The sequence below is a fragment of the Cyclobacteriaceae bacterium genome, assembly GCA_030584025.1.
Classification (GTDB): Bacteria; Bacteroidota; Bacteroidia; order Cytophagales; family Cyclobacteriaceae; genus UBA2336.
On the sequence record CP129487.1, the window covers coordinates 1,312,793 to 1,328,190 of the forward strand.

Consider the following 15,398-nt stretch of genomic DNA (forward strand, 5'->3'; position numbering starts at 1 on the left):
ACGTTCAATAGGTCAAAAAAGGTGCCAGTAAGCATAAATCATTACTATAATACATTCGTATGAGTCAGCATGTTCTGCAAGCCGAAGCATTAACCAAAACATACCGATCGGGCTCAGGTTCGTTAACGGTACTTGATAATGTGAGCTTCTCCGTTCGTCAAGGAAATACCTTATCCATTGTGGGGCCCAGCGGTAGTGGTAAAACCACGTTGTTGGGTTTATGTGCCGGACTGGATGTGCCAACCAGCGGCATCATTTCATTGATGGGTTTTAAGTTAAATTCCATGAGTGAAGATGACCGCGCATACATTCGTAATCAATATGTAGGATTTGTGTTTCAGAATTTTCAATTGCTCTCCACGTTAACAGCTTTGGAAAATGTGATGGTGCCACTTGAACTGCGCGGGGAAAAGCATGTGAAGCAGAAAGCAGAAGAGTTGCTCGTTCGGGTGGGACTCGAAAAGCGTGTGGATCACTACCCTTCACAACTATCAGGCGGTGAACAGCAACGTGTGGCGATGGCGCGTGCCTTTATAACCGATCCAAAAATTTTGTTTGCCGATGAGCCCACCGGAAACCTGGATGATGAGAATGCATCGCATGTTACGGAATTACTTTTTTCCTTGAATAAGCAGCAGGGCACTACGTTGGTATTGGTTACACATAACCTTGAACTGGCCCGAAAGACCGAACGCATCCTGCGCATGAAAGGTGGCAAACTGGTGGAAGAAGAACTGGTTGGCGCATGATTGAGTACATCATCAAATTAAAGCGCAAAACACGCAACATACTGCAAGATAGTTGGGTGTGGAAAATGGCTTGGCGCGATGCCCGTCATAACTTCTCCCGTTTATTTCTTTTTGTGGCTTCATTGATCACGGGTATTGCCGCAGTGGTTTCATTGGATTCGCTTAATAATTCTCTGCAGCAAGACATTGACCGCAATGCCAAGGAATTGCTTGGCGCAGATATGGTCATTAATGGGAACCGGAAGTTTGAGCCTGAGCTGGAAGTTCTTTTCGATTCGCTGAAACATCCGCAAGCCAATGAGGCAGATATGGCTTCGATGGTGTTGTTTAAACAAAGCGGACAATCGCGGTTAATACGGTTGGTGGCGCTAGAAGGTGATTTTCCTTTTTACGGATCAGTAGAAACATTGCCCGCTAATGCGTACTCATTGATGCGCGAACAGGGATACGCCTTGTTGGATGAAACGTTGGCCAGTCAATACGAAGTCAGTTCAGGTGATACCATTAAGGTCGGTAATTCATTTTTTGAAGTAGCCGGTGTGGTTACAAAAATTCCGGGCGGTGGCGGTATTCTGTCAACGTTTACACCTTCCGTATACATCGCCATGTCGCAATTGGATTCAACCGGACTGGTTCAGTTTGGCAGTCGGGTGAATTATAGGAAATACCTGAAAACTGAAAGTGATGTAGCCACTGAAGCGTTGGAGAAAACAATCCGTCCGGAGGTTCGTAAGCGTGGACATGGTTACGATACCGTTCAGGAGCGTAAAGAGGAGTTGGGTGAAGCATTTCAATCCGTTTACCGATTCTTTTCACTGCTTGCCTTCCTGGCATTGATATTAGGCTGTATTGGTGTGGCCAGTTCGGTTCATATTTACGCTCGCGAAAAGCGTGATGAAGTGGCCGTGTTGCGTTGTGTGGGGTCATCCGGTTGGCAGGCCTTTAATATTTACTTCATCCAGATTTTCCTGCTGGGGATTGTGGGCAGTGTAGCGGGTGCGGCACTGGGTCTTGGAATTCAGCAATTGATTCCGGTTGTGTTTAAGGATATGTTGCCGGTGGAAGTAAGCTTCACGGTATCATGGGTTTCTTTCGGAATGGGGATTGCGATTGGAACGGTAGTGTCCGTGTTGTTTTCAATGCTTCCGCTGATGGCCGTTCGCTTCGTACCGCCCTTAACGGTTTTGCGCGCAGATTTTGAACCTACCCGAATTTTTTCAAAAGCACGCCTGGCCGTTGTTGTTCTCATAGTTTTGTTCCCGATGTTTTTTGCGGCACTTCAAACCAGAAGTGTGTGGATTGGTCTTGCCTTTTTCGGTGGGTTAGCTGTTGCCCTGGGGTTACTCACGCTCGTTGCCATGTTGCTTTTGTTTTTGGTAAGAAAATATTTCCCTGTCAACTCCACATTTATCTGGCGTCATGCCCTGTCAAATCTGTTCAGGCCAAACAATCAAACCCGCATGCTCATGGTGGCCATTGGCCTGGGAGCGTTTATCATCACTACCTTGAATGTGGTGGAGAAGAGTTTGTTAAGCCAGGTGGAGTTTAGTGGTCAGGAAAATCAATCCAACACCATTTTGTTTGATATTCAACCATCGCAGAAAGATGGTGTGGTGAAGTTGATGGAAGAAAATAAACTGCCGGTTAACCAGGTAGTACCGATTGTTACCTGCAGATTAAGTGAATTAAAAGGAAGGAGTGTTGAAGAAGTGCAAAAGGACACCACCGATCGTGTGCCCAACTGGGCGCTCACCCGAGAGTATCGTGTTACCTACCGCGACAGTTTACATTTATCAGAAGAGTTAATCAGTGGGGAATTGCAAAAGAAAACTTCAGGGCCAGATTCCATTTGGGTTACGATATCCGAAGGCTTACATGAAGAATTGGATGTGAAGGAAGGCGATTCATTGGTGTTTGATGTGCAGGGAATTCCGGTGAAAGTTCGCATCAGTGGTATTCGTAAAGTGGAATGGCCAAAGGATCCACCGAACTTTATTTTTGTGTTTCCAACCGGTGTGTTGGAGCAGGCTCCCCAAGTGTATGTTACGGCCACCCGTGTAGATGATCAGCAAATCGCCAACAAATTTCAGCGCGAACTGATCATGTCTTATCCGAATGTTTCACTAATCGATTTGAGGTTGATATTAAGCACCGTTAATGATTTGTTTAATAAACTGGGGTCAGTTATCCGGTTTCTTGCGCTGTTTAGTATTATCACCGGACTGGTGGTGCTAAGTGGCGCAGTTATCAACAGCAAATTTGTACGTATGAAGGAAAATGTACTGCTACGAACCATAGGTGCACGCACCCGTCAAATTACCCGAATCACGCTAATTGAATATGCCTACCTGGGAATTTTCTCAGCGCTTACCGGCATGATTTTGTCTATTGGTGGCGGCTATTTGCTTACCACATTTTTCTTTAAAATTCAGTTCGCGTTTGATGCTATTGAATTGGTTACCATTACCGTTGGCGTGGTATTGCTCACCATGTTCATCGGTTGGTGGAATTCCCGCGAGGTTATTGCCACGCCTCCCTTACAGGTACTCCGAAAGGAGGGGTGAGCAAGTTGTAGAATTTCGTATTTTGCTTGCCTGGTTGGTTTATGGGAACGAATATGGCGATCCGTAGCGTATTATTTTCTGTTTTTATTATTTCCTTTTTGGTAGGCCGGACTCAAGATCCGCAACTCAAGTTTATTGAGAATAAGAACCAATGGCCCGCGCATGTTGATTTCGCAGCACGAACACCGGGTGGCCGGTTGATGCTTTCACCGGGCCAGTTTTCACTTTACCTGTTTGAGCAGCAAGATGATCATGCGCATGACCACATGGATCATCAGGTGAATGAATCGGATGGACGAGCAGAGAACATGATGGATGCGCACCATGTGCGAATAACCTTTCCGGGTTCCAATACGGCATCCAGACCAATTCCCTCAGTTAAGGCGAAAGAATACTACAATTTTTTCCTGGGTAACGATCAATCCAAATGGGCTTCACGTGCTAACGCCTGGTATAACATCATCTATCCGGATGTTTATGCGGGAGTTGACCTGCGCATTAGTTCCGTTAATGAAAATTTGAAGTATGATTTCATTGTAAAACCGGATGCGTATCCAGATGTTGTCCAGATTCAAATCGATGGTGCAGATGAACTCAGGCTTGAGAATGGCAATGTATATATCGGCACATCGGTTGGGGATTTGATTGAAAAGAAGCCGTTCACATACCAGGTTATAGATGGTATGGTATGTGAAGTAAAAAGCGAGTACGTGCTGGAGGATAACATTCTTAGATTCTATTTTCCCGATGGCTACGATGCATGCTATGAACTCGTGATCGATCCATTACTTATATTCTCGACCTATTCAGGTTCGACAGCAGATAATTGGGGAAGTACGGCAACTCCGGGTGAAAGAGGCACGCTTTATTCAGCTGGTATTGTTCGTGCTGTAGGGGGTACCTTTCCGGCTACACCTGGAGCTTTTCAAGTGCAGTTTGGTGGGGGTTATGATGTAGCTATACTGAAGTATGATTCCACCGGAAGCCAGTTATTATATGCAAGTCATTTAGGTGGTACCAGTAATGAAACACCACATAGCCTTGTAACAGACTATAATGGTGACCTTATTGTTCTGGGGACCACAAGTTCGATGGATTTCCCGACTTCTGAAATGGCTTTAAGGAAGACTTTTTCAGGGGGGTCATTCACGTCATCAAATGTTATTGAGCAGTACCCAAACGGATCGGACATTTTTGTAGCTCGTATTAGTTCTGCTGGTGATGAATTGAAGGCTTCAACTTTCTTAGGCGGATCAGGTAACGATGGCCTTAATCCGATATCTGGACCACTAACACGCAATTACGGTGATGAAATGCGGGGTGACGTAATTACTGACTCGCTTGGTTATGTGTATATTAGTTCAGTTACTTCTTCTATAGATTTTCCGGCAGTCAATAGTTTCAGTACCACATATAATGGTGGATCTACGGATGCTATACTGGTTAAAATGGATCCTATGTTGGAAAATATTGAGTGGTCAAGTTTCCTTGGCGGTAGTGGGGTTGATGCTTCGCATACGTTGAAAATAGATAGTATGAAATCGGTTTACATAGCAGGCGGCACAACCAGTTCAAATTTTCCAGTTACAGATGGAGTATATCAGTCGCTTTTTGCTGGAGGCGCAGATGGGTGGATTGCCCGAATAGCCCCAAATGGAGATTCTATAATGGCAGCAACATTTACAGGTACCCCAAATTTTGATCAGGTTTATTTTATTGATCTGGATCGGGAAGGTGCGGTATATGTGTACGGACAAACCAATGGAAATTTCCCAGTTACAACTGGTGTTTACAGTAATCCAAATAGTGGTCAGTTTGTGCAAAAGTTTTCGGAAGATTTGAGGGTGTTGGAGTTTTCAACAGTTTTTGGATCAGGTATAGGTATACCCAATATTTCGCCTACAGCTTTTTTGGTTAACGATTGCAACAACCTATACATGTCGGGTTGGGGAGGAGCAATAAACCAAGGGGGTAACTTCTGGCCAGGTAGCACCACTGCTGGTATGCCTACAACTTCGGATGCTCTCCAAAGAACTACCAGTGGTTCTGATTTTTATTTCATTGTCCTTACGGCTGATGCAAGCGAATTGTTGTATGCAACATTTCTGGGTGGAACACAATCCCGAACTCATGTTGATGGAGGAACCAGTCGATTTGATAAAAGCGGCATTGTTTACCATGCAGTGTGTTCAGGGTGTGCGGCAGGAAATGCAACGGGAGGTCCCACCTCTGATTTTCCAACTACACCAGGTGCCTGGTCAAGAACCAATAATAGTCCGAATTGCAACAATGCCGCCTTTAAATTCGATCTGTCATCCCTGCGTGCACGGCTTCAAACCAATTCAGTTGCATTTGATGCTCCGGGATTAAATCAGGTTTGCTTTCCGGATTCCATTCGATTTCAAAACTTCAGTACAGGCGGAGAATTTTATGAATGGGATTTGGGTGATGGTACCACACTAGTAAAAACAGATACCACTTCATTCGTACATCAATATGAAGATGAAGGAATCTATACGGTAAAACTGAAAGCGATTGATCTGAATACCTGTATTGGAATAGACTCCACCTTTACCACCATTCGTGTGTTTCGGAATTTGTTAAAGGTACAGGACGATGATGCGATTTGTTTCGGCACAACCTATGAGTTAAAGGGAACCGGAGGTACTGTTTATGAATGGAGCACGGATGAGGGACCTCTTACTTCTCCTGTTGTGAAACCTGAAGAAACTACAACGTATTTTGTAACCGTCACAGATGCCAATGGATGTAAACTGAAAGACACAGTAAACATTGAGGTAGTTCCGTTTATCGATGTGAAGTGGGAGTATGAATTCATTACCGATTGCATTTCCAGGCCGGAGGTATTGGTGCGAAACTTGACGGACACAAACCCGGATGAACTTTTTCAGTTTGATTTTGGTGACGGTACAACAACTGATTTACCGGAAGTAAAGCACACCTACCAACAGGACGGAACGTTTACGATGCGGTTAACGGGTGTAAAGGAGTTTTGCGTGTATGAGAAACTGATCGATTTGCCGATCTATTCTATGACTGTTCCCAATGTGATTACACCCGAAATTACTGCGGGTCAAAACGATGTGTTTACCATTCAATACGGCAATCCTGAAAATTTTCCCGGTCAAACTCCAGCAGATGTTGGTTTGAAGGTGTCTTTAAAAGTTTACAACCGGTGGGGTAAACTGGTATACGAATCCTCTGACTATCAATACGACTGGTCGGCAGATGATCTTGATGCCGGTGTCTACTATTATACACTAACCATTGGCGATCAGGCTACGTGCAAAAGTTGGTTGCATGTAGTGAAGTAAATGGTTAGTTTCTCGTTCGATTTAATGCCTTTCAATATGAAGAAGTTAATTTTCCTTTCTGTTTTTTTATTTGCGATTCTCCTAACGTGTACAGCTGCGCCCTTGCGGGTAGGCGTTGCGGGATTGACCCATACGCACGTTCATTGGATTCTGGGAAGAGCAGACCGTGGAGATATTCAACTTGTTGGTATTGCAGAACCAAATCAGGAATTAGCCCTTCGTTATCTTAAGCAGCATAATTTGCCTCAAGATTTGTGGTTTGCATCGTTGGAAGAAATGATTGCAAAAACAAAACCGGAAGCCGTTACCGCATTTGGTTCTATTTACGAGCATTTGAGGGTGGTTCAATTATGTGCGCCTAAAGGAATACATGTGATGGTTGAAAAGCCGTTGGCTGTGAGTATGGATCATGCGCTTAAGATGAAGGATCTGGCAAACAAACACGGCATTCAGTTACTCACCAACTACGAAACCACCTGGTATGCCACGAATCATCAAGTAAAACAACTTGCTGATGGGGGAGAACTTGGTAAACTTCGAAAAATAGTGATACACGATGGACATGAGGGGCCGAAAGAAATCGGTGTGAATAAAGAATTTCTAGACTGGCTGACGGATCCCATACAAAATGGAGGAGGCGCGGTAACGGATTTTGGCTGCTATGGCGCAAACCTGATCACATGGCTGGCGCAAGGTAAGAGACCTGTATCCGTTACAGCTGTACTTCAACAGTTCAAACTTGATGTTTATCCAAAAGTAGATGACGAAGCCACTATTATTTTGGAATACCCCGATATGCAGGGCATTATTCAGGCTTCCTGGAACTGGCCGTTTAGCCGGAAAGATATGGAGGTATATGGAAGCACGGGTTATGCCCATAGTCTTGACCGTACTAGCATGCAAATACGCTTGAAAGGGGAGAATGAATTCAGGATTGAAAGGTTGCGTGAACGCACCTCACCGCATGATGATCCCTTTGCATTATTTGAAGCAGTAATTCGAAAAAAAGTAGTTTTACCCGATTATGATCTATCGTCTTTGGAAAACAATATGATCGTAGTAGAGATTTTGGAAGCGGCTAAGGAAAGCGCCAGGACGGGTAAAAAAGTATCCCTTAAAAAGTAAAAGCCACAGAAAAATCCGCGGCTTTGCTGTTTTTCATCTCTTCAATCTTCTAAATCAAAGCAAAGCTTAAGTTATGCTTCACGGTACTATTCCCCTCCGTGGAAGGAGGGCCAGAGGTGGTTGATTTTAATCAATTATTGATGCCAAGAAATTCACCACCCCGGCCTGCCGCCACCCCTCCTGCATCAGGAGGGGAAGTGTTAGCGTGATGATTTTAATTAGTTGAAACTGATTCTGGATTTTTCAACTCTGTAATCATATAAATCAAAAAAGAGAAATTAAGCTGTGCTTCACTGTACTATTCCCCTCCTTGGAAAGGAGGGGCCAGGGGTGGTTGATTTTAGCTTTTGAGGTGAATTTAGATTTTCCGTATTCACCCTGATTATGTTTCAAGATTCGGGTATCCACATTTTCATGAGTGGCCCCTATATAGAATTGATTCAGCGACTTGCTTACGATGATATAACATCCTGGCATTTGTCTAAAATAGAAAAAGCCGCAGAAACTTCCGCGGCTTTTGTGGGCCCAGCAGGGCACGATCCTGCGACCCCCTGATTATGAGTCAGGTGCTCTAACCAGCTGAGCTATGGGCCCTGATTCGGTCAAAAATCAGGTCGCAATGTTAGCATTTTGAAGGGTAAAATCCCAACCTGTTTCCTTAATTCCCCAGCGAAGTCTTGTAGTTTAAATACGTGGCATTTCCCGGGGCAAATTCCAGGGCTTTATCGATGGCCGTAAGCGCCTCATTGCGTTTGCCCATTTTGGCGTACGCCTGACTTTGATAGTAATACGCTTCAGCATAGCCAGCCTTTAACTCCAATGCTTTATTGGCATCCTGCAAGGCTTCTTCGGTTTGATTGAGCGCTAGTTTAGTGCGTGCTCGCAGGCAAAAAGCTTCTGCATAGGCTGGTTTTAACCGTATGGCTTCGTTCAGGTCAGCAAGTGATTGCTGATCTTTCTCCAAGATATAATGTAAGTCGCCTCTCCGGTAGAAGGCTTCCGGATAGTTAGGTTTTAATTCAATGGCTTTTGTGTAATCCGATAGCGCCTGGTTGTCAAACTTGAGCATATAGTTTGAATAGCCACGCCAGTAGTACGCATCACCCGTGGGCTTTATTTCAATAGACTTTGTGAGGTCAATTGTAGATTCACTATAACGTTTCAAGAAGTGTTTAACCTTACCTCTTAACAACAGCGCTTCAGAATATGCGGGGCGTATTTCAAGCGCCTGGTTGAGCGCCTCCAATGCTTTTTCATCATTGGCCTTATCAAATTCAATCAGCCCGCGTACATAGTAAGCTTCAGCATTTAGCGGATTTAACTCAATTGCTTTGTTGGCATCTTTAGTGGCCTCATCGTACTGTTTACTGAAATACTTAACAAATCCTCGATAATGCCAGGCCTCTGAATAATCATGTCGTAAGTTGATAGCAGTCGTAAAATTAGCAATGGCCTCTTCGTCTTTTACCTGCGCAAACTTTACACGCCCTTTCCAATAATAGGCTTCGGGGTAATTTGGACGTAATTGAAGTGCCTTGTTAAAGTCGGCCTCTGCATTATCATTTTTTCCTGACATGAATTCAGACACACCTCTCCAAAAATGTGCCTCTACATGGTCGGGTTTTTGCTGAATGGTAGTAGTAAGGTCTTTTATCGCTTCAATATCGTTACCCAATAAATAATAACAGTTACCTCTATAAAAATAGGCCTGCGTATAATTGGGATCTTGCCTAATCACCTGGTTAAAATCGGCTATGGCTTCGTTGTGCATCCGCAAAGAATAATAGGAGTTTCCTCTGTAATACAATGCATTCAAGTGACGAGGGTTTAAGGAGATGGCCGCTGTGAAATTTTTTATCGCTTCCTCATAATTCTGTGAACCATAATATGCCTGGCCACGATAATAATGGGCATCAACAAAATCAGGTTTGACTTTAATGCATTCAGAAAAGTCATAAATAGCCTCAGCATCCATTCGCATGGCATAGTACACATTGCCCCGCCAATAATAAGCGTCTCCAAACTCTGGCTTAAGCTGTATGGCTTTTGTGTAATCTGCTAAAGCGTCATAATCCAGTTTTAACGCGTACTTCACTCGTCCCATCATATAATGGGCTTCTGCATAGTTAGGATTCAGTCCAATAGCTTTTGAGAAATCCGACATGGCATCGTTGTACAATTCACTTTCAAAATTGGTTAAACCACTTTTATAATGAATTTCAGCTTGCTTTTCATTTTCAGGTGATACGGGTACGCGCTCAACAATCGCTTGCTGCTGTTTTACCGGTTTGGCTCCACGTGCTACGTAAAAATCTTCCCCTTTTAAGGATGTGGTTTCCCACGGAATCTGCATCCGTCCTGAGCGCTCCTCCACTTCGGTACGAACCTTTTTGAACACTTGTTCAAGAGTAAGGGACTCATCTTTAATATATTTTAAAATGGCGCTGGTATACAATCCGTTTATGCCATCACCATCGGCTGCCGTTGTGCCCGGTGCAGTGGCATAAGCAATCAACGTTCCGCTGGGTGCGTTCATCATGGCCAATCCGTTGCCATTGGTACTTCTGCGCCAGCTACGCTCAAACGGGTTGTTGCGGCAGGCATCCATGATAATTACATTCACCTTGGCTTTGGCCGTTTCCATAAAACTCACCACCCGATCGGCTGAAACGCAATCGAATTCAATCTGCTCTTCATTTTGAAGGTTGGCCTCTATGGGAATCATATAGTTTGATCCGTTGTGCTGAATGCCATGGCCTGCATAGTAGAACAGACCCACATCATTTCCTGCGAGGCGTTTTCCAAATTCGTTGATAACCCGCTTCATATCGTTGCTGGAGAGGTCTTCGTACTTCATCACCTCAAATCCCATCGATTGCAGGGTTCCTGCCATGGCACGGGCATCATTTACAGGATTGCGCAGGGAGCCACCATGCTGGTAGCTGGAGTTGCCAATAATCAGCGCCAACCGTTTTTGATAGGATTGACCGTAGGTTGCGGTACACAGGCACGTTACTGTGAGTAGAGTAGCCCAGAATTTCAACGTTTTCATGGTTCAGGTTTTTCGAGTTGAAAGATAAAAATTCGGGAAGGGAATATCAATGAAATAATCTGTTCTTAAATATTTGATATGATAATCTTTAAGGATTGATTCTTTTGCATATTTGACTTTAAGATTAGAACGTGAAGGTTAAGAACTTAATTTTTGATTTGGGCGGAGTAATTATTGATTTGTCGCCCGTCCGAACGGTTGATGCGTTTTCTGCATTATCGGGTGTTGCGCCTGACGATGTACGAAAGGCTTACCTTACTGAACTGGAATTTTTTGCTTATGAACGGGGTGAAATTTCGGATATGGAATTCAGAACTGCGGTACAGCGAATACTGTCTTTTGAAACCACCGTTCATGAATTTGACCGGGCATGGAATGCCATGCTGGTTGACCTGCCAAAGGCGAAACTGAACCTGTTGGATAGCCTGCGCAGTAAATTCCGCGTAACGCTACTGAGCAATACCAATAACATTCATCTTGATTTTGTGAACCAGCAAATGTTGCCCAAGGTTTCTGAACAGATAAAATTGGATGCGTATTTTCACGGGACGTATTATTCCCATTTGGTAGGGAAACGAAAACCCGAACCGATAATTTTTCAGCAGGTGCTGGAAGAGAACGGGTTTGTTCCGCAGGAGACCGTGTTTCTGGACGATAACCCGGAAAACATTCAATCAGCAGCGCGGTTAGGTATTCAAACATTTTTGGTGAAGCATCCGGATGAGGTATTTGATTTTTTTAACACGTTATGAGTAAAGAGACGAAACGAATTATTCTTCAGGCTTTTTTATTTATTGCAACGTTTGTCACCACTACTATTGCCGGGGCTGAGTGGACTTACGGAAAATCAGTTTATGTAGCCTTTACCTGGGATGATTTTGTTTCAGGAATGCATTTCTCAATACCGTTTTTGTTGATCCTCACGGTACATGAATTCGGGCACTATTTCACGGCAAGAAAAAATCAGGTCAACTCCAGTTTGCCGTACTATATTCCGATTCCTCCTTTTCCGTTTTCAATTGGTACCATGGGCGCCATTATTCGGCTGCGCCAGCGTGTAACCTCGCTTAAGGTGAATTTTGATATTGGTATTGCCGGTCCACTGGCGGGTTTTGTAATGGCGTTGATTGTCCTTTTTTATGGATTCTCCAACCTTCCCCCCGCAGAATATATTTTCGAGATTCATCCGGAATATGAACAATATGGATTGGCGTACGCGGATCACGTATATGGAAATCAAGAAGGTGTAATTGATGTGGTAATTGGAAAAAATTTACTGTTTCTTATTTTTGAGAAATTCGTGGCTGACCCAGAACGCGTGCCTAATCCACATGAGATCATGCATTATCCGTATCTATTTTCCGGATTCCTGGCACTCATATTTACAGCCTTAAATCTTCTTCCGATTGGTCAGTTGGATGGCGGTCACGTATTGTACGGGTTAGTCGGTTACAAAAACCACAAACTAATTGCATCCGGTGTGTTTATCGTGTTTATTTTTTATGCGGGCCTGGGTTTGGTAACTCCGCTTCAACCGATGGATGATTTGATTTTTTACGCACCGGCTTATGTCATCTTTCTGGTATTGTGTTTACGAGGGCTTAAACTTTCAACTCAAAATACGGTTATGATCGCGCTACTGATCTTTGCCGCACAGTTTGTGTGGAGTTGGCTTCAACCTACCGTGAATGGCTTTACCGGATGGTTGTTGTTTGCGTTCATCATAGGGCGGCTGGCAGGCGTAGAACATCCACGCGCTGAAATTGAAGAAGAGCTGGATACTAACCGCCAGCTGTTAGGTTGGATTGCCCTGATTATTTTTGTGCTGTGCTTTAGTCCGGTGCCGATTGAGATGACAGCGGCTATTCCTGAATAATAATTTTTTGGGATTGGAATGAATCCCCATCGAAGTAACGAACAAGGTATAACCCGGGAAGCGTGTGAGTCATCCTGATTCTTGTTTTGTTTTCTGCTTCCTGAAACGCATCAAATGCGATGGGATAGCCAGAGGTAGTGAGGATCTGAATCCGGGTAACTTCTCCGTCAATAAAAAACTCTCCGCGGTTAGGATTTGGGTAAAGTGAAATATGTTTAGTTAAAGGAGTTTCCGAGTCCGTAACCACAGCTCCGGGGCCAAAGCGCGGACGAATCATCAGGCTTCCCTTTATAAGCACATTCTGTAACCAGGTATTCGGATTGTTAACGCCTGCAGTATTGGTATAGAGTTGATCACCGGTTTCATTATTGGAATCTAACCCGATCAATACCCGACCGGAGGATGGTTGTTGCCAGCCTATATAAAATATTCCCTGCACAACTGTGGATTGAATAAACTCTCGCAGTACAAATTCATTATTGCTGTTTCGCTGAATGGGAACCAGTTCTTCAAGAAGTAAGTCTCCAGGTTTGCCATTATCATCGTTCCAAACATAAAAAGTAACGGTGGAGGCAAAGGTTCCGTATGAATTTGGGAAGTGCACGTATACACCATTTACCGTATCCGGATCGGGTGTCAACAGCTCAAAACGATAAGCAGCTACGTTACCGTTTCCGGCAAGTCCTACTGCATACTCTGCTATGCCATCATCGTAAGCGTAGTAATCGGTTAACGTGTAGGAAGTAGTTAGTGTGTCATTAAACCTGAAATCAATGTTCGAGAAATCTGCACGGATGGTGTCATCTGCCTGAAGGGTAACGGTATATCGGATAATCAGCGAGTCGGCATTTGAATCAAAATTGCTGATGTCCGGTACAATATCCGTCACAATTTTTCTTTTTTCGAAGGGTGTAATGGTTGGTGAGATGGCCACCGAGTCCTTCAGCAGGAAATCTGATTCTAAACTTAATGCACTATTGGTATATGATTGAATATTTACCGCATACTTGTAATTCATGGGTTGCGGGATTGATTCTAGATTACTTAACCCAAACGCGGGGAAGGATTGATTCTGTTGAGAAAAGAAATGCTTTACCGGAATAGCATGGTAATTACTGAAAGCGGATGATAGGGGGGTGTAAAGCGAGCGATCTGGAAATGATGGGGTTCCATCTGTTCTTTCTTTATCGAGGTACACATAATCAATATGCCACGAATCAAATTTCCCCGACTGCCTGCCATATGCCTGAAAGCGAAATTGAAAATCATCGTGGATGTATTCTCCTTGATTAATGCGAATGGTGTAGTAGTAGAATGAATCCGGTTGTTGCATGGCGGTAGCCTGGAAGGTTGCACGGAGGTCCCAGTTATCATCCTTATCAAAAAATTGCAATTCAAGCTTATCGTTGGCATCCGGTGGTTCAACAGAACCACCCCACTGGTAATAAAAACTAAGAAATATATCATTCTGACCAGCGACAGGTACCTCCGTCATTTTGATTCTACGCGAAACCATTACATCGGTTGGTCCCACATCCAGGTTCTGGTTGGGGTTGGGTGCATAGGCTACACCTGCTCCGTTAACACCATCAAAGGTGGCTACATTTATAGTAGGTGGTTTAATGGCGGCACCTGAGTTGATCCATACATTGGCCTTATCTTCCCATAGGGTATCGGTATGGGTGGGTGTTGAGAAGTCATCCCAAAAGGGAAGTGACATGGGTTCTAGATGGGATTTCTGGCGTTCAACCGTTTTTTGTTGGTTGCTTTGATGGATCGGATAAAGAGTAAGTTGTGCTGATACCACAACCGGAATCAGAAAAATAATCGAAGCAAGAAAAAATCGGGTAATCACCTGCTATTAATTCAATGGATCTTCGAGCTCTTCGTTATCCTCACCTTCTTCATCGGGTAAAGGCGTACCTTTTTTGCCCACCCATACTTCAACGACATCGCCCACCTTAATATTTTCTCCTGGTTGGGGCTTTTGTTTCAATACCACCACTGGTTCGGTACCCCCAAGTGTGTCACCCACAACTTCAATGGAAATGTTCAGGTGTGAACCAAAAATGGGAATCTTGGCATCTTCCAATGTATATCCGCGAACATCTGGAGCGGGAAAGGAGTTGTTACCCCCGTCTTCAACTACCAGGTCGATAACCGAGCCTTTCGGGATGCGTGTACCCGGTTCAATCTTGGTGCCTTCGTACCGCATTTCTTTTACGAGGTTTAGAAACGGTCCGCGTACCAGTTGAATGCGGCCGCGCTTCAATTCATTACCGCGCAAAATGGCTTCGGCATTGATTAATGAACCATCAACCAGGTTGGGCATGGGTACGGTTGGTGGCGTTACGCGGTTCAATGAAATGTAAATGACCCGGTTTTCTTTTACTTTCGATCCCGCGGCAGGGAACTGCCTTAACACGGTAAGGGGAGGATATTCCTCGGTGTAGGATGAATCGTTCACTTCATACCGTAACGTACGCTTTACCAGAAAATCTTCCAGTTCGCTTACATGCAATCCTTCAATGCTGGGTACGGTAATGGTTTCACCGTGGTTGGTAGCAGCCGGCAAATACATATAGAAGTAAATGACTGCGAGCAACAGAATAACAATAATCGTTGCTGCAACGCTTCCCAGTACTCCGCCCAGTGTTGAGGTATATTTTTTCAAATTCAATTTCATGCTTTAAAAAA

At 44.1% G+C, this 15,398-nt stretch carries 9 protein-coding genes and 1 tRNA gene; 6 read left to right on the forward strand and 4 right to left on the reverse strand.

Going from position 1 to position 15,398, the window contains the following annotated elements; genetic code table 11:
* The first annotated feature begins 59 nt into the window (after positions 1–59).
* Genes QY309_06195 through QY309_06210 form a run of 4 tightly spaced genes read left to right on the forward strand, consistent with a single transcriptional unit; the run spans position 60 to position 7,773 of the window.
* On the forward strand, positions 60–749 hold the full coding sequence (locus QY309_06195; protein ID WKZ61071.1) for an ABC transporter ATP-binding protein: 690 nt from the start codon (positions 60–62) through the stop codon (positions 747–749).
* Positions 746–3,313 carry an ABC transporter permease gene (locus tag QY309_06200; protein ID WKZ61072.1) on the forward strand — a complete coding sequence of 856 codons (2,568 nt, stop codon included), beginning with the start codon at positions 746–748 and terminating at the stop codon, positions 3,311–3,313. The genes QY309_06195 and QY309_06200 overlap by 4 nt, the downstream gene beginning before the upstream one ends.
* Before the next feature lie 53 nt (positions 3,314–3,366).
* Positions 3,367–6,648 carry a PKD domain-containing protein gene (locus QY309_06205; GenBank protein WKZ61073.1) on the forward strand — a complete coding sequence of 1,094 codons (3,282 nt, stop codon included), beginning with the start codon at positions 3,367–3,369 and terminating at the stop codon, positions 6,646–6,648.
* Positions 6,649–6,684: 36 nt separating this feature from the next.
* A complete protein-coding gene (locus QY309_06210) occupies positions 6,685–7,773 on the forward strand; it encodes a Gfo/Idh/MocA family oxidoreductase (protein WKZ61074.1) in 1,089 nt (362 codons plus the stop codon).
* A 520-nt stretch (positions 7,774–8,293) separates the two neighbouring features.
* On the opposite strand, the gene QY309_06215 is transcribed toward QY309_06210, so the two are convergent.
* Positions 8,294–8,367: transfer RNA gene (locus QY309_06215), tRNA-Ile, on the reverse strand.
* Positions 8,368–8,431: 64 nt separating this feature from the next.
* Positions 8,432–10,825 carry a tetratricopeptide repeat protein gene (locus tag QY309_06220; GenBank protein WKZ61075.1) on the reverse strand — a complete coding sequence of 798 codons (2,394 nt, stop codon included), beginning with the start codon at positions 10,823–10,825 and terminating at the stop codon, positions 8,432–8,434.
* A 131-nt stretch (positions 10,826–10,956) separates the two neighbouring features.
* On the opposite strand from QY309_06220, the gene QY309_06225 reads away from it, so the two are divergent.
* Both QY309_06225 and QY309_06230 read left to right on the forward strand, forming a co-directional pair.
* On the forward strand, positions 10,957–11,577 hold the full coding sequence (locus QY309_06225; protein ID WKZ61076.1) for an HAD family phosphatase: 621 nt from the start codon (positions 10,957–10,959) through the stop codon (positions 11,575–11,577).
* Positions 11,574–12,701 (forward strand): site-2 protease family protein, encoded by a 1,128-nt coding sequence (locus tag QY309_06230; GenBank protein WKZ61077.1) that lies wholly within the window; start codon positions 11,574–11,576, stop codon positions 12,699–12,701. The genes QY309_06225 and QY309_06230 overlap by 4 nt, the downstream gene beginning before the upstream one ends.
* Here QY309_06230 and QY309_06235 read toward each other — a convergent pair.
* Together QY309_06235 and QY309_06240 are read right to left on the reverse strand one after the other, a co-directional pair.
* The gene (locus QY309_06235) at positions 12,688–14,421 is read right to left on the reverse strand and encodes a T9SS type A sorting domain-containing protein (GenBank protein ID WKZ61078.1); all 1,734 of its coding nucleotides are present in this window, start codon (positions 14,419–14,421) and stop codon (positions 12,688–12,690) included. The two genes, QY309_06230 and QY309_06235, sit on opposite strands and share 14 nt — an antisense overlap.
* Positions 14,422–14,562: 141 nt before the next feature.
* Complete coding sequence (locus QY309_06240) at positions 14,563–15,387, reverse strand: PASTA domain-containing protein (GenBank protein WKZ61079.1); 825 nt, start codon at positions 15,385–15,387, stop codon at positions 14,563–14,565.
* Positions 15,388–15,398 lie beyond the last annotated feature (11 nt).

What these genes read in the sequence shown, in the direction of transcription:
- QY309_06210 (WKZ61074.1), top strand. Translation starts at nt 6,685, where the DNA reads ATGAAGAAGTTAATTTTCCTTTCTGTTTTTTTATTTGCGATTCTCCTA.
- QY309_06200 (WKZ61072.1), top strand. Translation starts at nt 746, where the DNA reads ATGATTGAGTACATCATCAAATTAAAGCGCAAAACACGCAACATACTG.
- QY309_06230 (WKZ61077.1), top strand. Translation starts at nt 11,574, where the DNA reads ATGAGTAAAGAGACGAAACGAATTATTCTTCAGGCTTTTTTATTTATT.
- QY309_06220 (WKZ61075.1), bottom strand. Translation starts at nt 10,825, where the DNA reads ATGAAAACGTTGAAATTCTGGGCTACTCTACTCACAGTAACGTGCCTG.
- QY309_06205 (WKZ61073.1), top strand. Translation starts at nt 3,367, where the DNA reads ATGGCGATCCGTAGCGTATTATTTTCTGTTTTTATTATTTCCTTTTTG.
- QY309_06240 (WKZ61079.1), bottom strand. Translation starts at nt 15,387, where the DNA reads ATGAAATTGAATTTGAAAAAATATACCTCAACACTGGGCGGAGTACTG.
- QY309_06235 (WKZ61078.1), bottom strand. Translation starts at nt 14,421, where the DNA reads ATGTCACTTCCCTTTTGGGATGACTTCTCAACACCCACCCATACCGAT.
- QY309_06195 (WKZ61071.1), top strand. Translation starts at nt 60, where the DNA reads ATGAGTCAGCATGTTCTGCAAGCCGAAGCATTAACCAAAACATACCGA.